The 21,674-nt window shown below is 42.1% G+C and carries 19 protein-coding genes and 1 other RNA gene; 10 read left to right on the forward strand and 10 right to left on the reverse strand.

The annotated features are described in order from the left end of the window. Nucleotides 1-210: 210 nt before the first annotated feature. From corA to I8752_RS10860, 5 genes are all read left to right on the forward strand, one after another. The gene (gene corA, locus I8752_RS10840) at nt 211-1,353 is read left to right on the forward strand and encodes a magnesium/cobalt transporter CorA (RefSeq protein ID WP_214432355.1); all 1,143 of its coding nucleotides are present in this window, start codon (nt 211-213) and stop codon (nt 1,351-1,353) included. A 62-nt stretch (nt 1,354-1,415) separates the two neighbouring features. Continuing rightward, nucleotides 1,416-2,123: a hypothetical protein gene (locus tag I8752_RS10845; protein ID WP_214432324.1), complete on the forward strand. Its 708-nt coding sequence runs from the start codon at nt 1,416-1,418 to the stop codon at nt 2,121-2,123. 48 nt (nt 2,124-2,171) lie between these two features. Then, nucleotides 2,172-2,588, forward strand: an RNA gene (gene rnpB / locus I8752_RS10850) — RNase P RNA component class A. A gap of 98 nt (nt 2,589-2,686) precedes the next feature. Continuing rightward, complete coding sequence (gene rnc, locus I8752_RS10855) at nt 2,687-3,406, forward strand: ribonuclease III (RefSeq protein ID WP_214432325.1); 720 nt, start codon at nt 2,687-2,689, stop codon at nt 3,404-3,406. 51 nt (nt 3,407-3,457) lie between these two features. After that, the gene (locus I8752_RS10860) at nt 3,458-4,564 is read left to right on the forward strand and encodes a Gfo/Idh/MocA family protein (protein ID WP_214432326.1); all 1,107 of its coding nucleotides are present in this window, start codon (nt 3,458-3,460) and stop codon (nt 4,562-4,564) included. Nucleotides 4,565-4,604: 40 nt separating this feature from the next. Here I8752_RS10860 and I8752_RS10865 read toward each other — a convergent pair whose 3' ends face one another. Next, nucleotides 4,605-6,569 (reverse strand): sensor histidine kinase, encoded by a 1,965-nt coding sequence (locus tag I8752_RS10865; RefSeq protein ID WP_214432356.1) that lies wholly within the window; start codon nt 6,567-6,569, stop codon nt 4,605-4,607. Between the two features lie 291 nt (nt 6,570-6,860). Between I8752_RS10865 and I8752_RS10870 the strand changes: the two genes are divergently transcribed. Together I8752_RS10870 and I8752_RS10875 are read left to right on the forward strand one after the other, a co-directional pair. Further along, nucleotides 6,861-7,610, forward strand: coding sequence for a RibD family protein (locus I8752_RS10870; protein ID WP_214432327.1), 750 nt, complete (start codon nt 6,861-6,863; stop codon nt 7,608-7,610). A gap of 108 nt (nt 7,611-7,718) precedes the next feature. Then, complete coding sequence (locus I8752_RS10875; protein ID WP_214432328.1) at nt 7,719-8,897, forward strand: GNAT family N-acetyltransferase; 1,179 nt, start codon at nt 7,719-7,721, stop codon at nt 8,895-8,897. A gap of 1,285 nt (nt 8,898-10,182) precedes the next feature. Here I8752_RS10875 and I8752_RS10880 read toward each other — a convergent pair. Then, the gene (locus tag I8752_RS10880; protein WP_214432329.1) at nt 10,183-10,521 is read right to left on the reverse strand and encodes a hypothetical protein; all 339 of its coding nucleotides are present in this window, start codon (nt 10,519-10,521) and stop codon (nt 10,183-10,185) included. A gap of 597 nt (nt 10,522-11,118) precedes the next feature. Between I8752_RS10880 and I8752_RS10885 the strand changes: the two genes are divergently transcribed. Continuing rightward, nucleotides 11,119-11,439, forward strand: a complete 321-nt coding sequence (locus I8752_RS10885; RefSeq protein ID WP_214432330.1) for a hypothetical protein — start codon at nt 11,119-11,121, stop codon at nt 11,437-11,439. Nucleotides 11,440-11,515: 76 nt separating this feature from the next. On the opposite strand, the gene I8752_RS10890 is transcribed toward I8752_RS10885, so the two are convergent. From I8752_RS10890 to I8752_RS10905, 4 genes are all read right to left on the reverse strand, one after another. Then, nucleotides 11,516-11,839: a DUF2103 domain-containing protein gene (locus I8752_RS10890; protein ID WP_214432331.1), complete on the reverse strand. Its 324-nt coding sequence runs from the start codon at nt 11,837-11,839 to the stop codon at nt 11,516-11,518. A gap of 5 nt (nt 11,840-11,844) precedes the next feature. Beyond that, entirely contained in the window at nt 11,845-12,171 is a 327-nt protein-coding gene (gene clpS, locus I8752_RS10895; protein WP_214432332.1) for an ATP-dependent Clp protease adapter ClpS, read from the reverse strand. Nucleotides 12,172-12,292: 121 nt separating this feature from the next. Continuing rightward, entirely contained in the window at nt 12,293-14,323 is a 2,031-nt protein-coding gene (locus tag I8752_RS10900; RefSeq protein WP_214432333.1) for an FAD-dependent oxidoreductase, read from the reverse strand. A gap of 133 nt (nt 14,324-14,456) precedes the next feature. Further along, the gene (locus I8752_RS10905; RefSeq protein WP_214432334.1) at nt 14,457-15,191 is read right to left on the reverse strand and encodes a SagB/ThcOx family dehydrogenase; all 735 of its coding nucleotides are present in this window, start codon (nt 15,189-15,191) and stop codon (nt 14,457-14,459) included. A 281-nt stretch (nt 15,192-15,472) separates the two neighbouring features. Here I8752_RS10905 and surE point away from each other — a divergent pair, with 281 nt between their 5' ends. Next, nucleotides 15,473-16,153, forward strand: coding sequence for a 5'/3'-nucleotidase SurE (surE, locus tag I8752_RS10910; RefSeq protein ID WP_214432335.1), 681 nt, complete (start codon nt 15,473-15,475; stop codon nt 16,151-16,153). A gap of 267 nt (nt 16,154-16,420) precedes the next feature. On the opposite strand, the gene I8752_RS10915 is transcribed toward surE, so the two are convergent. Next, nucleotides 16,421-16,723: a hypothetical protein gene (locus I8752_RS10915; RefSeq protein WP_214432336.1), complete on the reverse strand. Its 303-nt coding sequence runs from the start codon at nt 16,721-16,723 to the stop codon at nt 16,421-16,423. Between the two features lie 501 nt (nt 16,724-17,224). Here I8752_RS10915 and I8752_RS10920 point away from each other — a divergent pair. Then, nucleotides 17,225-17,902, forward strand: coding sequence for a sugar transferase (locus tag I8752_RS10920; RefSeq protein WP_214432337.1), 678 nt, complete (start codon nt 17,225-17,227; stop codon nt 17,900-17,902). Nucleotides 17,903-18,024: 122 nt separating this feature from the next. Here I8752_RS10920 and I8752_RS10925 read toward each other — a convergent pair whose 3' ends face one another. From I8752_RS10925 to I8752_RS10935, 3 genes are all read right to left on the reverse strand, one after another. Further along, nucleotides 18,025-18,675 carry a HupE/UreJ family protein gene (locus I8752_RS10925; RefSeq protein ID WP_214432338.1) on the reverse strand — a complete coding sequence of 217 codons (651 nt, stop codon included), beginning with the start codon at nt 18,673-18,675 and terminating at the stop codon, nt 18,025-18,027. 217 nt (nt 18,676-18,892) lie between these two features. After that, nucleotides 18,893-20,644, reverse strand: coding sequence for an ABC transporter ATP-binding protein (locus tag I8752_RS10930; RefSeq protein ID WP_214432339.1), 1,752 nt, complete (start codon nt 20,642-20,644; stop codon nt 18,893-18,895). A 360-nt stretch (nt 20,645-21,004) separates the two neighbouring features. Next, entirely contained in the window at nt 21,005-21,673 is a 669-nt protein-coding gene (locus I8752_RS10935; RefSeq protein WP_214432340.1) for a hypothetical protein, read from the reverse strand. Nucleotide 21,674 lies beyond the last annotated feature (1 nt).

Raw genomic sequence — 21,674 nt, forward strand, 5'->3', positions numbered from 1 at the left:
GCAGGGGGAGATGAGGGAGATGAGGGAGCAGGGGGAGATGAGGGAGATGAGGGAGCAGGGGGAGATGAGGGAGATGAGGGAGATGGAGGAGATGGAGGAGAAAAACTCCTAACTCAGCACTCTTTACTACTGAAAACTGACCCTAACTCAGCACTCAGCACTATTTACTACTGACAACTAACAATTAAGTAAAAATTTATGGCAAGAAGCATAGCAAGAAAAATTCGTCACATTCCTAAAGTAGTAACTAAGCTATATCGAAAAGACTTCTATCACCAGCCAGGTACTCTGCCAGGAACTATTTTTATTGATGAAAATGCCGAACCTCCAACGATTTTTTTGATTGACTATAACCAAACAAATTTCATCCGCAAACAAATAGCAACTCCAGAAGAATGCGCCCCTTATTTAGATACAGAATCTGTGAGTTGGGTAGATGTCCAAGGTTTAGGTAATCAAGACATATTACAAAGATTGGGTAGAGTTTTTGATTTACATCCTTTGGTTTTAGAAGATGTAGTTAATGTACCAGAGCGTCCCAAAATAGAGGATTATGAAGACCAATTGTTGTTCATTGCCCGTATGGTAGTTCCAAAAGACAAAACTTGTGGTTTTTATAGCGAGCAAGTAAGTTTTATTTTGAGTAAGAATTACTTACTAACAGTTCAAGAAGAACCAGAGCATGATTGCTTTGAAGGTGTGAGAGTGCGAATTGATAGAAACAAAGGTATCATTCGCAAACAGAGGACTGATTATTTAGCTTATGCGCTGTTAGATGCAATTATTGATGGTTTTTTCCCAGTGTTAGAGCTTTACGGGGAGCGAATTGAGGAGTTAGAAGAAGAAGTAATGGTCAATCCTACTCGACAAACGTTACAAAACATTTATCAAGTTAGGCGAGAATTACTGCAATTGCGCCGTGCTATCTGGCCCCAACGTGATGCAATTAATTCATTAATTCGAGATGGTAGCGAACTGATTGGTGAGGAAGTACGAATTTACCTGAGAGATTGTTATGACCATGCAGTGCAAGTCATGGATATGGTAGAAACTTACCGAGAACTAGCATCTGGATTGATGGATGTTTATTTGTCGTCTGTGAGTAACAAAATGAATGAAATCATGAAAGTGCTGACGGTGGTTTCGTCAATTTTTATTCCCCTAACTTTTGTTGCCGGAATATATGGTATGAATTTCAATACCGAAAAATCACCATATAATATGCCAGAACTGAATTGGTATTGGGGCTACCCAATTTGTTTAGCGATCATGGCTGCGATCGCATTTGCCTTGTTGTTCTTTTTTTGGCAACGAGGCTGGTTGAAAAATTCTTCAACAATTAAGCCGGATTAAAGCTTGAATACTAGTATGAATCGAATATACAAAATTAGCGTGGGGAGTTAATATTTTAAGTTATGAGAGGGAGTAGCGACCAAAATTTAGTTGTTCTGACGCTTTATATCATTGGCGTTTCTTATGTATTTAATCGGATGGTTGAATCCATCGACGATAAAATTAAGTTTGAGTTTCAAAAAGCAGTTGTAGACGAGCAACTTCAAGAGCAAAATTTGCAAGAGCAAATTGGAATTTCTTTTAAACTCAAAGATTCATACTCGTTTGACGATTTAAAAGATTTGTCGGTTAGCATCGAGAACAAATCTGATAATCTTGCAGTATACGTTGACTGGGACAATAGCTCATTAGTTGCTGAATATAGCAAGCAGTCGCGTCGAGTAATTCGCAAATCACCAGACTTAACCCGCGACTTAGCTGTACCGCAAAGTCCCAGTTTAATCGCTCCGAAAAAAACACTTTCAGAGACAGTGACAGCAGAAGATGTTTTTGAGCGCGATAAAGAAGCAGGAACCTACTCAGCCAAAAAACCCATAGTTAATATTGATGGTTTGAAAGCTGGTGGCCCGCCTCAAAAAAAGCTATACAACGATTTTGTAAACAGAAGAAATGAGTTGCAATTCTCACTACAGCTGGTGCTGCGGTTATCGGAATTACGCATCGGTCTAACCCCAGGTGTCAACATACCCCCTGTGTGCATTATCAATTGTCCCTTCACCGTCAGGAAGCTACCTTGGACTTACGCCCTACCTTGGAATAAAAAGAAGTAATCCATACCAAACATATAATGTCATCCAAGATTACACTGGAACTAGGAGAGAGTAGGCGCAGGCGGTTGCAGATCGGTTATGATAACTGGTTTGAGGAAAGTCCGGGCTCCCGAAAGACCAAACTTGCTGGATAACGTCCAGTGCGAGCGATCGTGAGGATAGTGCCACAGAAAGATACCGCCAGGACAATTAAAAATTAAAAATGTAAAATGAGTAATTTTTAATTTTTAATTTTGCATTTTTAATTGATCCTGGTAAGGGTGCAAAGGTGCGGTAAGAGCGCACCAGCAGCGTCGAGAGGCGCTGGCTCGGTAAACCCCGGTTGGGAGCAAGGCGACAGGAACTACGGTTGGTCTTTTACCAGTTCCTAAAATTAGAGCCGCTAGAGGCGGTTGGTAACAGCCGTCCCAGATAGATAACTGCCCTCGCAAGAGAACAGAACCCGGCTTATGTCCTACTCTCTCCTCTTTATTTAGTGCTGAGTGAGACGCGATGAATCGCGTCTGTACAAGAATTAGTTATTTCTTCTTTTTTTCCCTTTCCTCTCTTGCCCATCTCCCTTGATGACACTTGTTTACCCACGCCGTCAGCGGCAGCTCGAAAGCTTAGTTAGAAAGTTAGGTTTGCCAATAGAAGCACCTATTAAATGGCAACTGCTAGATTTGGCGCTGACTCATCCCACTGTCTCTGATTCAGCCAATTACGAACAGCTTGAGTTTGTTGGTGATGCTGTGGTAAGACTGGCAGCAGCAGTTCTGTTGTGGGAAAATTATCCAGATTGTCAAGTTGGGGATTTTGCGGCAATTCGTTCTGTGTTGGTGAGCGATCGCATCCTCGCACAATTAGCAAGAGAATACGGTTTAGAGTTATATTTACTAGTCGCCGGCAGTGCTACTAGCGATAAAGTTGGTCAAGAATCGCGGCTAGCCGACGCTTTTGAAGCTGTTCTGGGTGCGCTTTATCTCAGCACTAATAATCTAGACCTGATTCGCCCTTGGCTAGACTCACACTTTCAACGCCTAGCAACAGAAATTCGCCTCGACCCCGCTAGGCTTAACTACAAAGCTGCTCTACAAGAATGGACGCAAGCACATTTTAAAGTTTTACCCGATTATCGGGTCGTAGAAGTCAATCAAGCTAATCGCAATCAAGACCGTTTTGTTGCTGAAGTCTGGCTGCACGGCAACAAATTAGGTGAAGGTAAGGGACGCTCAATCAAAGCTGCGGAACAAGCCGCAGCCAAGGTAGCTTTTTTAGCAATTCCTAATCAGAATAATCCCTGAACTCAAAAGACAGTTGATAAGCTGATAATCAGTTGGTGTCAGTATTAACTAATGATTAAAATTGCAATTATCGGGGTTGGGCGTTGGGGAGTGCATTTACTGCGGAATTTTTTAGCACACCCCCAAGTAAGTGTGGTGGCTGTAGTAGACCCACATCCGGAAAGATTGGCGGCGGTAAAGCAGCAGTTTAACTTAGATGAAAATATACTATTGACAACTCAGTGGGAAGATTTACAACAAGTGCCGGGGTTAACAGCAGTGGCGATCGCAACTCCAGCTTCTACCCACTATGGTTTAATCAAGGATGCTCTCAAACAGGGATACCACGTTTTAGCAGAAAAACCCCTAACTCTAGACCCAGAAGAATGCCGAGAATTGTGTCTATTGGCAGAACAACAGCAACTGATACTGATGGTTGACCACACATATTTATTTCATCCAGGCGTTCAGCAAGGACAAGCTGTAATTCAAGCAGGGAAATTAGGCAATCTACGCTATGGCTACGCCACCCGTACCCATTTAGGGCCTGTGCGACACGATGTTGATGCCCTCTGGGATTTAGCGATTCACGATATTGCTATCTTTAATAACTGGCTGGGTCAAGTACCTGTGAAAGTCCAAGCAACGGGTACGGTGTGGCTACAGGGGAGAGTAGGGGAAGATGCAGAGAAAGAGAGACGCGGGGACGCAGGGAAATTACTCTCTACATCCCCGCGTCCCCACATCCCTGTGTCCTCATCTCAGGGATTAGCTGATTTAGTCTGGCTAACGCTAACATACCCGGATGGTTTTCAGGCTTGTATTCATCTGTGCTGGCTCAATCCCGATAAACAGCGACGACTTGCAGTTGTGGGTAGCCTTGGCAGCTTAATTTTTGATGAAATGTCACCCTCATCACCTTTGACTTTACTACATGGTGAATTTGAACTTCAAGGAAATAACTTTATACCTGTGAATCAACAGCGAGAAGTGGTGGAATTAGAACCAAAGGAACCGTTGCAGCAAGTTTGCGATCGCTTTGTTATCTCCATCCTGAAAAACACTCCTTCAGAAGTTTCATCTGGCTGGGTAGGCACACAGTTAGTAGAAATTCTCGCTGCTCTAACAGTATCTCTTCAGCAAGAAGGCAACCCTGTTTTTCTCCATACAGGGGTGTAAGGGTTTTTAATATGTATGCTTATATACCGCTTTCCCTAACCTACCGTAGGGTAGGGTAACAGTTTCCCTTTGCTCCTTCATCCCCAGTTGGAATTTCCAGATTCTCTAATTCCTCTTCTTCGGCTGGAATAGGTAACGGCAAGACTTCAATTAGAGGCAGAACAATCTTCACTGTTGTGCCTTGATTGAGTCCTGGACTCTCAAGAGTGATGCTACCTCCCATGAGTTCAATTAAGTTTCGTGAAATCGCTAATCCTAGTCCCGTACCCTCAAACTTACGTGTAGTGCTACCATTCACCATTACAAAGGGGCGAAATAGTTTGTGCTGTTGGGCAGGTTCAATGCCTAAACCTGTATCCGTTACAGTTACAATCGCCTGAGATTTTTCATCACTTTGTTGAATTGTTATAGCAATTGTGATGGTTCCCTCGTCAGTAAATTTAGTGGCATTACCGATGACATTAATTAGTACCTGCTTCAATTTTGCCGCGTCTGCATTTACAGAAATTGGCTCATTCCCTAGGTCAATTTTCAACTGCAAGCCTTTTTGTTGAATATTCACTGACTGTATATTAATAACATCTTGCAATATTTGTCGCAGGTCAAGAAGTTCTGTGACTACTGAGAGTTTGTTTGCTTCGATTTTGGAGATATCGAGTAGATCGTTAATGATACCTAGCAAGTGGATCGCTGTTTCGTCGGCACGCTTGAGGAATTCCATTTCTTCTTCCCGGCTATCGCACATGCCATCTCGAACCAGACGCACGCAGTTAATAATAATGTTTAACGGGTTTCGCAGTTCGTGGGAAGTCGTAGCTAAAAACTGACTCTTGCTTTGGTTAGCATTTTTTGCTTCTTGCCAAGCGATTTCTAGTTCTTCTGCCCAAGCTTTAAGCCTCTCCATCATTTGGTCTAGTGCTTGAGCGAGTTGATTGAATTCTCTAATGTGGAAGTTATGAGGAACTGGTTGTGCGGCGTGGTGACTGTGAATATTCAAAGCATAGTCTCGTAGTTCTTCTACAGGACGTGCGAGGTAAGGAGCTAAACACAGCGATGCTAATAAACTCGCACCAATCAAGCCAACTGTTAAAACGATGAGGATAAGTTTGATTTCTTCTAAACCAAACAAAGCATTATCTACACTCGTCACAGCTAAAAGTACCCATTTTTGTCCCTGCTGTTGGGTAACGGGATTGGCAATCACCGTATAACCAACTACTAATTCTCTGCCCTGTTCAAAAGTTAAATCGATCGCATTATTTTGCTCGCTAAAGCCTGGAGTGGGATGCGCCAACGCATTCTTGACAATGCTTTGCAGCTCGGAAGCGTCTGGGTGCTGTTTAATGTTAGTCCCTACTTGCTGTGTCCAGGGGTGTGCTAATATCGTCCCATCCTCGGCAATTATTAACATCGAACCTGTCAGCGATCCTGGCTGAATGCGAGTTTGCTGGTAAAGTGCCGACTGAAGACTCAAAGTATACTGTAATTGTCCAGTTTGATTGTAGACTGGGGCAGATAATACCAGTTGCAGTTGGTTCTCTGGATTGCGTTGACCAGTTGTTCCTGCTTTTGGTGGTAGTATTGTCTTGACATCAACCCCATCACCAGAAAAGCTTGGTATCAATTCTGTAATTGCTTTGTCACCACAGGTGCTGGCAACGATTTTGCCATCTTGCAAATCGGTTAATTGCAAGCACTCAATATCGGTTGGTAGTTGTTGTGCTAGCTGTGTGAGAAATTTTTCTATTTCTTCAGGCGAACCAGATTGAACAACCGTTGTCTGACTTGCAACTAACAAGCTGGTTTTGAGGCTAGCGATCGCATTGACAATCTTTTCTCCTTTAATAACGGCGCTGTCTGTCAGATTTTGACGGGCAGTTTTTAATAAACTGGAGCGTGCCTTATTTAAAGCTACAATCTGCCCAATAAATAAAACTGGAACAAACAGCAGCAAAATTCTCGTTACTAAAATACGACGAAAGGATGATTGACGGTGCTTACCCATCGATTGTCTCACTTCGCATCTGCAAACCACAACAGCAAAGATATGCAATTAGACCAGATAAAGGAGACATTTCATGAAGTTATGATAACTTTATTGTCAGCCCCTAACAATACCAAGTATTCAAGATCCAAAAAGAAACATGCTATACCAAAACTTCTAGATGGTATGTATGAAAAAGACTTGTGTTGCATGATAGATACAGTTGTGAAATTGGTAAACGTTAGCTGGCAGGCATAGATTTTGTAATTAACACACTCAGCAAGGAAAACTCCAGACTATCAAACCAACCTAATGGTGCAACATCGTCCTCATACCACAGTAGTTTTGGCAATGAGTGCAGATGGCAAAATAGCAGATTTTAGGCGATCGCCTGCTCGGTTTGGCTCAAGGGCTGATAAAGCACACCTCGAAAAACAAATCGCTGCTTCTGATGCCGTTTTGTTTGGCGCTGGCACTCTCCGTGCCTACGGTACTACACTTACCGTATCACAACCGATTCTGCTGCAACATCGAATGCAAGAGGGCAAGCCTGCCCAGCCGATTCATATAGTCATTACACACTCTGCCGACCTCAATCCGGAAATTAAGTTTTTTCAACAACCAGTCAAACGTTGGTTACTTACAACAGCAGCAGGAGCAATCTTTTGGCAATCGCGGACACTTTCCTTAACAGGGGAAATGCCCACACAGAACTTTCCTTCAAAATTTGAGCAGATTTTAGTTTTTGAGACACGAACAGGGAAGATTGACATTCTAGCTGCTCTGCAACACCTAGCATTTATAGATATAACACGCTTGGTGGTATTGGGTGGTGGCGAATTAGTAGCTTCAATGTTGGAATTAGATTTAATAGATGAATTATGGCTTACCGTTTGCCCGTTGATTTTAGGCGGAACTACTGCACCGACACCAGTAGAGGGTAGAGGATTTTTATCTCAACTCGCTCCCAGATTAGAACTGCTGGAAGTTCGACCAGTCGAGCAGGAAGTATTTTTGCACTATCGGCTGCAAAGATTGAGTGGATTAGATTACCTTAAATAGGGCATGGGTCAGTTGTCAGTTGTGAGTATAGACGCGATTAATCGCGTCTGTACAAGAGTCAGTTGTTAGTACTCTCCCTTGCTCCCTCTGCTCTCCTTAGTCCTTGACATGGAACAACTCAAGCCTCGCTATTCTATTGTTTGGATTAATAAAATCGCCGAAGTACCCCAAGATGCCTGGGATGCTTTAGCATTGCCTCTCAAAACTCCATTTTTAGAGTGGCGATGGCTGAATAATCTAGAAGCTTCCCAAAGTGCTACGGCTAAAACTGGTTGGTTGCCAAATCATTTAACATTATGGCGAGACAGAACGCTGATTGCTGTAGCCCCGCTTTATCTAAAAGGACATAGCCAGGGTGAATTTGTCTTCGATCATCAATGGGCAGAGTTAAGCGATCGCATTGGCGTACAATACTATCCCAAACTGCTGGGAATGACACCATTTACCCCTGCTGAAGGCTATCGGTTCTTAATAGCTCCTGGGGAAGATGAAGATGAAATTACAGCTATGATGGTGCATGAAATTGACAGTTTCTGCATCCAACATAGAATTTCTGGCTGTCATTTTCTTTATGTCGATCCCGAATGGCGGCCAGTTTTGGAAAGGCAAGGTTTTACAACTTGGTTGCACCACAGTTATATTTGGGAAAATGTCGGGTTTAAGACTTTTGATGATTACTTAACGGTATTCAACGCCAATCAGCGCCGCAATATTAAGCGGGAACGCAAAGCTGTTGAGAAAGCAGGTTTACGACTACAACCGCTCACTGGTGATGAAATTCCCAAGTCTTTGTTTCCTTTGATGTACCAGTTCTACGCTGATACCTGTGATAAATTCGGGTGGTGGGGTAGCAAGTATCTGACAAAGCGATTTTTTGAGCAATTACACAGCGATTATCGCCATCGGGTTGTGTTTTTTGCTGCGTACAGCGAGCAAGATAGTCATCAACCTCTTGGGATGTCTTTTTGTTTATTTAAAGGCGATCGCTTATATGGGCGATATTGGGGTAGTTTTCAAGAAATAGATTGCCTGCATTTCGATGCTTGTTATTATGCACCGATTGATTGGGCGATCGCTAACGATATTAAGATTTTCGACCCCGGTGCAGGTGGACGGCACAAAAAACGTCGTGGTTTTCCGGCTATGCCTAATCACAGCTTACATCGCTTTTACAATAGACGTTTAGAACAAATATTAAGCCGTTATATCAGTGAAGTAAATCAACTAGAACAGCAGGAAATTGAGGCAATTAACGCGGAGTTGCCTTTTAGCCAGAAAGGTGATTGAGTCCAAGACCTGCTTTACGAGCATCTACCAAATAAGTAGATGAGTAATTTCTGCTCATCTATTGATCGTGGTTTATTTTTATTAATTATCTGTATCCTTTTCTATATTGAGAGAGATAATTGATTTAATGTTTGATGGTAACCAATAATCTAAGAATTAGAGTTTTATCACTCATCTCGAACTGCTATTTTGTCTCGAATTATATATTTTTTCATTCTCTTTGCTGAGAGACATCTTTTTAAGAAATGTAAAGTAAAGATATAGCGAGGTTCTCTGGCAAAGACTCGGTCAATAGAGCGATGTGAGTAAGAAGCTTTGTTGGAGGCGATCGCAATGATGGAAATACTATTGTTTGGAACTTTTTGTTTTTTTGGGCTGATTGCTTTAACACTGGTGGCAGAAACTTGGTTCTATGAAGAAGAGCAGCAGTTGTAATACCAATTCGTAAGTAGGTCGATGTTAAAAATTGTCGTTATGACAAGGCAGGAGGCAGAGGGCAGAAGGCAGAAGGAAAGAGGGTTTTAGGTAACTTTACTTTTCGTTACATACTTCGGTTTATTTGCACCGTTCTACTTAATTCGTAATTCGTAATTAAGAAAGTCAGATTTAATTAGGGTTTACAGGTTTGAATCTGTTGCCGAATTGTAGTAAACCTTAAATTGTAGGGTACGTTATAACAACGCTTAACGCACCATGTTTCTTGGTGCGTTACGGCTGATTCTTACTCTCTTACAACTCTCAAATTTTTGCACAGCCGTAACACAACGCCAGTTGCTTTATACCGGGAAACCCGTCCACTGCACTGCCTCCCCTACCTTAATATTTACTATAACAGCAGGAAATTGAGGCAATTAACGCGGAGTTGCCCTTTAGTCAGAAAGATGGTTGAAGGTAATACTAACGTCCCTCAAAGAACCTTCTAATAATGTTCGTCCAAACCTGATACTTTTAATAAAATATCGATTCAAATAAGATACTAATAATTAGACCAATTATTCCAGCAATTAAACCGGCCAAAAAGAAGTAGAAAAACAATTCAAAACTTGCTTGAATATTTTGGGTATATTTTAAATAAAATATTGCCCAAATTGCTCCAAGCGTTCCTAAGATTACTGTTGGGGTTATTAAGAATGTTATGACACTTTGAGTTTTCATTTGTACATATATAGTATTATGAACCGGAAGATTTTCTAGGTAAACACATAATAAAAATGGTCTGAATCCAACAAAAAATCAAAAAATACACACGACTAGGAGCTATAAACACGTATTTATCCAGAACGGATTATGAATAAAATCTGATGAAAATTAATCCTCCTAAAACTGCTCCTTCAAGAATGCCTATAATCCAAAAAACTAAAATCAAAAAAAACCAGCCGATACCTTTACCTAAATCACCTCTGGGTTCTTTATATTTCCTCAAACCAACTAAATAACCAATAAAAACACCAACTATTCCACCAGGCAATCCTCCCAAAAACGAGTAGAAAAATAACTTGAGATTTACTTGAATATTTTGGCTATACAATAGATAGCTATACAGGAGATAAATTATTACCCAGAGCGATCCTACAATTGTTGAGATTACAACTTGTATTGTTGTATGACAAATTATCGCTTTCATCAATATTTCGAGGTTATATGGCAATGATGGGAATGTTATTTTTTTCACTTCTTTGCTTTTTTTGGCTGATTGGCTTAACAGTGGTAGCAGAAGCTTGATTCTATGCTGATTAAATTCCTGCTCCTCGTTCAGAGACTATTTATAAAGTAAATCTTAAGTAGGGTAGGCAAAAAGCGGCGTGGATATTCCTCCCGCTTTATTGCCGTTGTGTTATAGCTTTGCTATCACGCACCGCCATCTAAATGGTGCGTTAGGCGCTTTTTAAGTATTTTTCATGAAAAATTATATTGAAATCTGCGCCTAACACACCCTACAAAAATTTTATTTTTACTTTATAAATAACCTCTCAATATCTATTAAGCTACAAAGGAGCAAAGTCTGGAGGAGAAGGTCTGCAAGTTTTCTGCATAGATTTGGGAATTATAATTAATTAGCCGGACATGAGTTCGCAGCCGAATTAATAACTAATTTATAAGTTCTTTGTAATTATTTACATCAAGTGCAGCATTCTATTGCAGTTTGTAACTATTTTGTGTAACCGCAAGGAATATTCCTTTAGACTTAATCTGAATATGAACAAGATTAGGATAAAGGTAAATGCATTCAATAAATTTCTTGTGTCATGAGGCTGTTGTTGCTGTGTCCTTTGTTGCTTGTATTGTGGGTTTGATATTACTATGGGATCGCAAGCAAGCCAAAGATGATATAGAAGAAACTGAGAAAATTCTGTTTAGAATGAGCTTTTCTTACTGGCTAGTTTATTGTGTTGCTTTTGGGATGGAGAAGATAGTATTGCCTGATTGGGAAACAATAGTTATAAGTTTAAAAATAACTACAGCTTTGTCATATTTCTTAACTTTTTCTTGCATCCTCAGTTTACCATTGCATAAATTTGCAGTACACCAAATTGAAGAATAGTCAACTGTTAAATAGTCACTAGCTACTAGCAAAAAACTCTTAAATTTTGCACATTGACTATTGATGGACTATACAATTAATTTTTCATGGCGATCGCAATAGCATCTTGAAATTTATCTCGATCCAAAGTGGTTAAGATAAATACTTCTTGTACTGTCTTACCGTGACGGGCAATGACTTTATAACCGCCACGAATTGGTACAGAGACACGCAGTTGCATTTTCGGAGAATGACCTTTGACGCGTCCAATCACTCCAGGCGTGACAGTTTGAATGCCATCCTGCTGACAGAGACGTTCTAAAATGGGGATGAGACCAGAAATATGAGTTGAGTGATTCCAGACGAGTCTGCCATTTTTACGAGCAGCTGTGGACAAAGTATCTACATTGGGTTTGCCCATGATGATTAAGCTGCTTCTAGAGGAGCCATAGTCAAACCCGCGCGCCGCAACTGTTGGTGATAAAGTTCGGCAGGTTCTTGGGGGCCTACCCAAACGATCGCTTGTCCTTCATAGTGTACCTGATTAGTCAAATCCCAAGCGCGATCGCTTGTCATACCCGGAATGTACTTTGTCAAACAATCAGCCACATGTTGAAAAGTATTGAAGTCATCGTTTAAAACGATGACTTTGTAATTCGGATAAGTCTTGCGGGTAACTTGATTAGACCGTTCAGGAGCTACAGTTGGTGCTGTACCCATTCCATAAACAGCTGCTGAAAGTCTTGTAGCCATAAAACACTTAACCAACAGAATTTTGCAAAACTACACTACAAGTTACTAGTTTAGTCTATTGTCAGTTGTCAGTTGTCAGTTGTCAGTTGCTACTGACTAATGACCACTGACCAATGACTAACTACTTCCAATCTTGCCAGTTTTGGTTAAAAATTGAGGTGTCGGGAAAAGCTGTAGGGTTGCCGTTTTGTTCCAACAAGCGTTTTAGGGCTTGCAGTCGCGGTTCTGGTTTTGGCAAATTATTCACTAGTTGATAGGGTGCAACAGCATTTTTCAGGGAAAAAGCAGCTACAGTTCCCGCCGCCGCACCAGCAGACCATTCAAAGGAGTGTACGCGATAGGCAGCGGCGGCAATATGGCTAGTAGCAATACTTTTGCCTCCTACCAGTAAATTATCGATTTTCTGGGGAATCATCGCTCGTAAGGCAATTTGGAAAGGATAGGCTTGCCCTGCACCGCGCCTTTCTCCAGGACGTTCTTTGTTACCAGGAGTTTCAGGAGGACTTTCTACCATACAAGGATGAAAGTCAATGGCGTAGTGACCGATACCTACAGCATCGGGAAAGACTGTAGAACGAGTTCGCCGCATCGCTTGGTCTGGGGAAACTTTGCCCTCAATTACCGATACTGCTTCTAAACCTGCAAGTGCCGCTCTTAACCTGCGATACATATCTGCTGGTAGAGTCTGGCGATAATACTGATCATTATAGTCACGGCGAGAAATATCAATTTCCCAGATCCCAAAACCTTCAGGTTGTCCCCAACTGGGGCGGCCAATAATACGCCGGGCTTCTCGCATATAAGGATATTTTGATAAGCCATGCACGGTTCCCATCGGAGAATTTATGCCAGTTAATAAGCGATTATTTGGTTGCGGCTGCTTCACACCTTCTCCCAATTGAGAATCTGTGGTTCCAGCTACTAACCAGTAATAGAACGAGAGTGCATTTTCCTCAGCTTTGCGGAGGGTTTCTGTCCGCAGTCCTCCCATCCAACCCCCAGGTTTTAACTGTCCGGTGGCTTGCAGTTGTTGGCGAGTGTAAAGTAGGTTGTCTTGAGCGGTTCCAGGACGGTAGTCATTACCCCAAGTCCAGTTTTGCATGGAGATATCTCCTGGTGTCGGACTAGAAAAGCTGACACCACCAAATTTTTCTAGTTTTCCTTTACTGGGACTCCAAATGCGACGATAGGTGAAAACTAAGTCAAAGTTTGCCAGCCGCGATAATTCATAGCTGAAATATGGGGAATACTGGGAATAGAATGGGGGCATTGTCTGCGGTTGCGGTTGCTTGGTCGCCTCCATTGCAAAGGTATAAGTAAAGCCTTGAGGGCAATAAGGATCGTTGGTGGGGCTAGAAGCGGAAGGTTCGAGATAGGAACGACCGTCAATACCTAATCGGTAGGGAACATCAGCTAGAGCAATAATTTCTCCAGTTTCGCTGGTATCTACAACGTACCATTGCGGAGCATTACTTTTAACTTGCTTGGGAACTAGGCGAATAATGCTTTTATTAAAGAAAGAAGAGTTTTGATAGCTATAGGCATCTTCAATCGTTCGAGATAAGGGAAAGGTGTTGATGGATGGTGCGCCTTTTGCTGGTTGACTTTGGATAGCGATCGCACTATTAATTATTCTGCCATCAGCACTAATTTCTAAGTCTTTAATTACCGTGTTGGGAAACCATTCTAACTTGCCTTTACCGCGTTTTTCCGCATCTTTGAGCATCTGAGCCAGAATATTATGAGCGTCGCGGGGCAAAAAGCAAGCTTCGCTTACCCAACAGTCACCGGGGTTGAGTTTACCGTACTTACGCCGAATGCGATCGCGCAATTCCAAGTAGCCGCGAGAATAGAATTGCAGAGATCGCTGAGTAGGTCGTTCGTCTAATGCTGATGTCCCTTGAGAAGAAATTTGTCCTCCCAACCAGTCAGTAATTTCTGTTAGGCAAACCCTTCGTCCTGCTAGTAATCCTTCATAAGCTGTAGCAACTCCAGAAAGTCCGCCACCTACAACTAAAATTTCACAATTTACGGTTTTATCTGGGTTTTTTGGTAGTGCGGCAATAATAGCAGCGTCAGGTACGAGGAATGTAGATATTAAGCTAACACTGATAAGGGGTGTGTGGACGGCTACTTGGTATCTGCGCTTCATGATTTGAGAACTCTGTCTACTCCTGTGTCAACTTGTAGACGGTAGCATCCCGCAAATGTTCATCACAAGCGTCTTTTGGACAGTTTAGGCAGAATACCCGCTTAATTAGACTTTATCAGTGTTTTTGCATGAGTCACAGACTTCGTTCGCTACCAACAGCAACACAGTAAAGTGCTGCATGACGTTTGCCATCAATACCCAACATGGTGTTGACATTCAAATCGTGAAATCCACCAATACAAAGGCTGCCAAGTCCTAATTGCACAGCCATTAGACATATATTTTCAGCTTGATGACCTGTTTCAAAAAGGATAAAGCGGTAGCCGCGCGCACCATATTTAGACATGGAGCGCATAAAAACACCTGTCAGGACGAAAAGTGCATTGGCATTAGCAATATAATCCTGCTGTAATAAGGGTTCGACAAAATCTCTTGGTACTGCATCACCAACTTGATGTAGCCCATGACCTCGTGGTTCGTAATGATATAATCCAGCAGATAGACTTTCCACCGCTTGGATAGATACAAACATCTCAATTGGATAAAGCCCTCCTGCGGACGGAGAGTTGCGACCCTCATAGATATGCCCTTCCACTTCGCGCAAACCGTTCATTCCGCATCCCGCATCTAACAACTGACTTAGGGACATAATTGGCATAACCTTGTTCTCAAAAGCTCGCACAGAACTGCGCCGCCCCAAAAGTTCAGCCAAGGGATTATCGCGCGGTGCTTGCGGAAGTTCCAGCAAAGCAGCTTCCGGTATGTATCGCAGTTCAGTAGCGGGTACGCGCTTTGCATAACTTTCAGGTGGTTTAGAATTCAAATGATACAGAAGAGCTAACTCTAAAGGCTCGTTGACTTTGTACATAGCTGAAGTTACTCGTCAATCAAATATGAGTCTTATATATTTCTGAATTACGAATTACCAAGCCCCGTTGGGGCGGGCTGAGTGGGTGTGGGGTGTGGGGGAAGAAATAGCCCCAACAACTAACGGGTAACAAGCCTTGACCAATCCCGTCTTACCCTACACCCTACCCCCTACACCCTACACCCTATTGCTGACTGATGACTGTTGTTAGAAGTCAGGAGTGAAGAATTATCCTCCTCCCCCTCATCTGCCTCATCTTTTCCACCTCTATTAAAAAATACATGACCATAATCCTAACTAACGATGACGGTATCGATGCGCCTGGTATTCAAGCTTTGGTAAAAGCTGTCAATGGTAGAAATACGATTATTGCTGCTCCGAAAGATCATCAATCAGGCTGTGGGCATCAAGTCACTACTACTCGCCCAATTCAGTTGCAGCGGCGTTCTGATACTGAATATGCGATCGCAGGCACTCCTGCGGATTGTGTGAGAATTGCCATAACACAAATCTCTCAAGATCCCAAATTTGTCTTGTCTGGTATCAATGCTGGGGGCAATTTAGGTGTAGATGCTTACATATCTGGCACAGTTGCTGCCGTGCGAGAAGCTGCAATGCATGGCATTCCCGGAATTGCCATTTCTCACTATCGCAAAGCCAAGCACAATTTTGATTGGGATTTAGCTGCCAAGTTGACTGCTGAAATTTTAACTGATTTACTCCAGCGTCCCTTAGAACCAGGAAGCTTCTGGAATGTCAATTTGCCACATTTACAACCAGGAGAACCAGATCCAAAAATGGTGTTTTGCCAACCATGCACTAAAGCTTTACCAGCTGACTATCGCATTGATGGCGATGATTTTTATTATGTTGGGGAATATGGCAAACGCGATCGTACTCCTGGTAGCGATGTGGATGTCTGTTTTTCAGGCAACATCGCCGTAACTCAGCTTAGAGTATGAAAATTACGGGCTAAGGGCGAAAATTTCATCCCTCATAGTAGCCGTAGTCAAATAGTTTAGGACAGTGTTGAGTACTTAAACCCACCAAACAACTACTGGCTTTTTACTCAGCAACGCCACTTGCTACCCTGCGGGAAGCCGCAGAAGCGTCTACAAGTCGGCAAAGCCGCCCAACGCAGTGGCTCCTCAGCACTCAGCACTCAGCACTCAGCACTCCGCACTCAGCACTCAGCACTCAGCACTCAGAACTCAGAACTCCGCACTTTGCTAAACTTCCTCTGTTCCTTGAATTAAAAAGGTAAGTCGGTCTAAAGTCTGTGTAAGTTGAGTTAGTCTTTGTAGTGAGTTATCTTGAGATTCAGCAAGACTCTGTACTGCATCACACAATGCAAAAATTTGATAGCCCTGCTGCTGTACCTGCTTTCCTTGTGCTTCGACTTGCGCGCTGAGGCTGTCTAATCTTTCAGCAAGACGTTCAATTGTCTCAGTGGTAGAGATTACCGCTTCCCCAATTTGTTCAACAATTGATTCCAAGCGACTAATTTTTACTTCGACTCCTGCTGAAATCATGTTTTTACCACATTTTTCGTTTTGTAACCCAATCCCCAATCCCCATTGCCCCTAATCCCCAGAGGGGGCCCCGAGTTCCCCAATCCCCAGTCCCTTTTACTTGGCTGGTCTTAACTACTGCCTGCTATTTTTATTCTGCAAGACATGTTATCTTATGCTTTTTTGGGAATAATCCCTCTTTAGGGGATATTTTTTCGCCAGCCAACTGTATTTGTGTCAAATATAAATCTAGTTCTCTAGCTGATAATGTTCAGCTGGTAGCAAACTTATATGGTGTCTTAGGGTTTTCTCTCTACATCAGCTACTAGTATGAGTTATCCTCCCTACGATATATTTATATTACTTTACGTTAACTTTACAAAAGTTGGCGATCCCCACAACTAATGATGAAGATCGAGTAAACATACTGTAGAAATATATTCCTTTTAATGAAGGTAAGTTTATAGTCAAGTCTAGAGCTTAAGTAATTCTACCCTTGTCGCTCGAAATTCGGCTAGAATAATGTACCAAACATCATTACAAAGCGTCTTTCAAGGTGCTACCTACGGAAATTGGGAATTACAATTTATTCCTCACCGCTCAGTACAGTCTAAATTTAAACGCTGTTTAGATATAGTTGGAAGTTTGGTGGGGCTAATAATTTTAGCCCTTGTATTCGTGCCGATAGCGATCGCTATCAAAATCGATAGTCCAGGCCCTATTTTCTTTAGCCAAGAACGTTATGGACTTCAAGGACGCACCTTTCGTATCCGGAAATTCCGCTCGATGGTTAATGATGCGGAACAGTTAAAATCTCTAGTAAATAATGAAGCTAACGGTCTCATATTTAAAAATAAAAGTGACTTTAGAGTTACAAAGGTCGGTCGCTTTTTGCGAAGCACAAGCTTAGACGAATTACCTCAGTTTTGGAATGTCTTTGTAGGTGAAATGAGTTTAGTGGGAACGCGTCCACCTACAGGAGACGAAGTTACTAAATATACAGATCGCCATTGGCAACGTTTAAACGTTAAACCAGGATTAACTGGTGAATGGCAAGTAAACGGTCGTTCTCAAGTTAAAGATTTTGAACAAATTGTTGATTTAGACTTACGCTATCAACACAACTGGCATCCATTGTATGACTTGTTTTTGATTGGGAAGACTCTCTACGTAATCTTTGGAAGAATTGGGGCTTTCTAAATATCAAATTGTTAAAGAAGTAAGAAGTTCAGAATTCAGAATTCAGCAATCTTGAGCGTGGCGGAAAAAGCTCCGCCACGCTAATTACTTTAAATGGAAAATTACATCACTTGCAGTAGATTTTAGGCGAGCGACCTTTGCAAAAACACAATGCCGATAGCACAGAAAGCAAAACCTACAAGGATAATTACTTTTGACAAAACTCCGTTTTTATTTATATGAGCGATCGCATTGCCAATTTCTCTAGCACTCATAACAACCGCGTACTGAGTCAAAGTCACACCTAAAATATAGGCAAGCAACGGTATCATTCCTGCCTCGATAATGGATAGACCGTTATCGTAACCTTGAAACAAACCAGCCATAGCCCCTAGCAACGCTAGTACTAACCAGTGAAGTCGTGGAAGCACTAGCATCCCACCGAAGAAAATGCTGGAAAAGGCGATCGCTATTTCCATACTGGGTAAATTTACCCAGAACAGATGAATTACCATTCCCAAGATAGCTGCTAACACAAACGAGGCGGCGATTAAAGTACTGCGAACAACTCCAGCCGACAGCAAGCCAATAGCAACGACACTAGCCAAACGATCCAAACCAATAACTGGATCTGCCATTCCCCATAAAAAACCTTCCCAAGAATTGGATATAGCATGGTGAGATGGCAATCCATTCCACGAACACAGCAAGCTGATTAATATCAGAGAAGCGATCGCACCTAGATGGCGATGCTGCAACTTAGATGAAGATTCTGATAATCCAATTTTTAACATTACTCATACCAGATTAGTTGATTCGGTACTTTAATACTGCCCAAGTACCCAAAAAAACTAACGTAGTTATTTGCTATTTGTCAGTTGTTAGTTGTCAGTTGTTAGTTGTCAGTTGTCAGGAGCAGAAGTAATTATTATTTCTTGTCTCCCTCATCTCCCTCATCTCCCTCATCTCCCTCATCTCCCTCATCTCCCCCTGCTCCCCCTGCTTCCCTCTTCAATGTAATAATTCTTCTACCTGATGCTGGCTCCACAAAGTTCTATACATACCGTCTTGCTGTACTAGTTCCAAATGATTGCCTATTTGGACAATTTTTCCCTTGTCCATAACAAAAATCCGGTCAGCAGCAGCAGCAGCAGATAGTTGATGAGTAATAAAAATTATCGTCTTGCGAACTTTACCACCAGCAAGATTGTTGAGAATTTGTGTAGCTGTTTGATTATCCACACTAGAGAGTGCATCATCCAAAATTAATATTGGAGCATCGATCAGCATTGCTCTAGCTAAAGCAGTACGTTGCCGTTGACCACCAGAAAGAGTGATACCACGTTCGCCAACAATAGTTTCATATTGTTGCGGGAAATTGGTAATTTCTGGGTGAATCTGGGCTATTTGAGCCACCAATTCTACATCGTTTTGCTCTCTATATGGGTCGCCGTAACGGATATTATTTTTGATAGTAGTGCTGAACAAAAAGCTATCTTGGGGAACATAGGCGATCGCACCCCGTAAATCTGATAACGCTATTTTGGTAATATCACACCCGTCTAAAAACAACTGCCCCGGTTCAATATCTAATAAGCGTGGCAATGCATTTGCCAAAGTAGTTTTCCCAGAACCAATTGCCCCGACAATTGCCACGAGTTCCCCAGGAATAATAGTAAAGTTGACATTTTCTAAAGCTGGGATGGTGGCAGTTGGGTAAGTGAAGTTGAGATTTTTAGCTGTTAATTCTCCTTTCACTTCATCTCTAGGCAAATGTATGACATCATCTGCATCTTTAATTTTGGGCGTGACGCTGAGAATGGCTTCAAGGCGGTCGATACTCACCTCACCTCTTTGGTAGGTGGTAATTGTAAATCCTAACAAAGCAGTGGGGAAAACTAGCCGTTCTACATAAATCAGCAGTATCAAAAAATTCCCAACCGCCAGCGTTCCAGAAGAAATTTGCGCCGCCCCTAGCCAAATAATCACGAGCGAACTAAGACTAGCTAGACCGCCAATCAGCGGAAACAGTGTATTTCGGCTTTTTGCTAGTTGTAAGTTGGCCGTCAATAGCTCTTGATTTTTCTTAGCAAAAGCACGACGCTCATTTTCTTCTTGGGCGTAAATTTTTATTAAGGCAATCCCGCTAATATCCTCTTGAATGAGTTCGCTGATTTCAGAGAGTTGTTCTTGTACTACTGCTTGTTCTTGGCGTAAGCGATTGCTAAACAAATGCACTAACAAGAACATCACCGGATAAATTGCCAAAGCGGTTAATGTCAAATTCACACTAATTGCCAGCATAACTGGCAATGTCAAAGTGTAGGCAAAAAAAGTATTTGCCAAACTTAGCACTGCAAAGCCTAACAACCGTCGGATATTGTCTACATCACTGGTAGCCCTGCTAATTAAATCGCCAATGGTATTCGTGGCAAAATAAGACGGCTCTAGCTGAAGTAAGTGTTGAAAAATCTGTTGTTTCAGGTCAAATTCTACCTGACGGCCTACTCCAAACAGCCAGATACGCGATGCCATCCGCATGAGCAACATCGCTGAACTGAGCAAAACGATCTGTACTACGTAATACAGTATTTCGTTCAAGCTAAAGTTTTTTGAAAGTTTGTCAACGCAGGTGCGAATTAATAGAGGGATATAAACACCCAGCCCATTGACAGACAACAAAGCGATAATGCCTAATGTTGCCTCCCGCCAATGGGGACGCAAGTAATCAGCGAGTTTAGCGATTCGTCGAGATTTTGCCATCAAAAGCAATTGTGCAACTTTATCTAAATAGAATTCAGAACTCAGGAGTCAGAATTCAAGAGTCCGACTGTAAATGAATAAGTGGGTTTAAGACCCTCGCGATCGCCTCAGCAGGTAGAGCAACTCCCGTGGAGAGTCTAAATCCCTCACTAATTAATTCTGAATTCTGGATTTTGGATTCTGTATTCTTCAACATCCTAAATCTAACAAGATATTAAATCTATCTTGTCTTTAAAGTTTGGTTACCTGCTCTTGCAACAAAGTGTCAAGTTACTGTTAGTAAGTCTACTCAAATTTCTAAAAGATTAAATAAGGCCAGCCATCAGGACGTAGCATAGTGGCCTTTTTATGGTTACTTGTTTAGCCTTGTGATTGGCTACCACGCAAGAAAAAGTAAACTTGGTTGAGATAAGTTTCCCAAACTTGGGTTGTTAATTGCAGCGTTGCTGCACTAGGTACAAAGTCTTCAATCCGTAACCCTCTTGTCCTGATGTCCTGGGGATTTTGCAACAGGTAAGGCGGGACTTTAATATCCCCTGAGTTGAATGCGATAGTTGCCTGACTTATATCTCTAGCAGGTAAAATACCATTTTCCACAACATCTGAGATGGTGGCTGAGGTAGTGTTTTGCCCCAAAGCTACAAGCGTCCCAGCGTTATTAGATGCTATTGGTGTCCTAACTAGAAAATAAGCGATCGCTGGCGTACTGGACAACAATAAGATTGTCAGCGCCCAACCCACTAAATATCCTCCCGGTTTATCTATCCCACCTCCTTTTATTTTCTGAGCAGCAAATATCAACATCAACACCGAAGCTCCCAGAGGCTTGAGCGGAAACGATATTAACCTCCACAAAGATGACACAGCTGGTTCGTTAGGGTTAACAAACGACAAAATTATGACAATAAACACAATAACTAACACCAATCGCCCAACGAAATTTCCGCTGGGATAAAATCTCTGGAACAGAGAATATACGATAGTGCCAATCAGTAGCCACAGCAGTACCCGGCTTAGCAATAGAAACATA

The sequence above is a fragment of the Dendronalium phyllosphericum CENA369 genome, assembly GCF_016056275.1.
Classification (GTDB): domain Bacteria; phylum Cyanobacteriota; class Cyanobacteriia; order Cyanobacteriales; family Nostocaceae; genus Dendronalium; species Dendronalium phyllosphericum.

Bases quoted from the DNA above. Each gene is read 5' to 3' on its own strand.
- I8752_RS10845 (WP_214432324.1), top strand. From the start codon at position 1,416: ATGAGAGGGAGTAGCGACCAAAATTTAGTTGTTCTGACGCTTTATATC.
- rnc (WP_214432325.1), top strand. From the start codon at position 2,687: ATGACACTTGTTTACCCACGCCGTCAGCGGCAGCTCGAAAGCTTAGTT.
- I8752_RS10860 (WP_214432326.1), top strand. From the start codon at position 3,458: ATGATTAAAATTGCAATTATCGGGGTTGGGCGTTGGGGAGTGCATTTA.
- I8752_RS10865 (WP_214432356.1), bottom strand. From the start codon at position 6,569: ATGGGTAAGCACCGTCAATCATCCTTTCGTCGTATTTTAGTAACGAGA.
- I8752_RS10870 (WP_214432327.1), top strand. From the start codon at position 6,861: ATGGTGCAACATCGTCCTCATACCACAGTAGTTTTGGCAATGAGTGCA.
- I8752_RS10875 (WP_214432328.1), top strand. From the start codon at position 7,719: ATGGAACAACTCAAGCCTCGCTATTCTATTGTTTGGATTAATAAAATC.
- I8752_RS10880 (WP_214432329.1), bottom strand. From the start codon at position 10,521: ATGAAAGCGATAATTTGTCATACAACAATACAAGTTGTAATCTCAACA.
- I8752_RS10885 (WP_214432330.1), top strand. From the start codon at position 11,119: ATGCATTCAATAAATTTCTTGTGTCATGAGGCTGTTGTTGCTGTGTCC.
- I8752_RS10890 (WP_214432331.1), bottom strand. From the start codon at position 11,839: ATGGGCAAACCCAATGTAGATACTTTGTCCACAGCTGCTCGTAAAAAT.
- clpS (WP_214432332.1), bottom strand. From the start codon at position 12,171: ATGGCTACAAGACTTTCAGCAGCTGTTTATGGAATGGGTACAGCACCA.
- I8752_RS10900 (WP_214432333.1), bottom strand. From the start codon at position 14,323: ATGAAGCGCAGATACCAAGTAGCCGTCCACACACCCCTTATCAGTGTT.
- I8752_RS10905 (WP_214432334.1), bottom strand. From the start codon at position 15,191: ATGTACAAAGTCAACGAGCCTTTAGAGTTAGCTCTTCTGTATCATTTG.
- surE (WP_214432335.1), top strand. From the start codon at position 15,473: ATGACCATAATCCTAACTAACGATGACGGTATCGATGCGCCTGGTATT.
- I8752_RS10915 (WP_214432336.1), bottom strand. From the start codon at position 16,723: ATGATTTCAGCAGGAGTCGAAGTAAAAATTAGTCGCTTGGAATCAATT.
- I8752_RS10920 (WP_214432337.1), top strand. From the start codon at position 17,225: ATGTACCAAACATCATTACAAAGCGTCTTTCAAGGTGCTACCTACGGA.
- I8752_RS10925 (WP_214432338.1), bottom strand. From the start codon at position 18,675: ATGTTAAAAATTGGATTATCAGAATCTTCATCTAAGTTGCAGCATCGC.
- I8752_RS10930 (WP_214432339.1), bottom strand. From the start codon at position 20,644: ATGGCAAAATCTCGACGAATCGCTAAACTCGCTGATTACTTGCGTCCC.
- I8752_RS10935 (WP_214432340.1), bottom strand. From the start codon at position 21,673: ATGTTTCTATTGCTAAGCCGGGTACTGCTGTGGCTACTGATTGGCACT.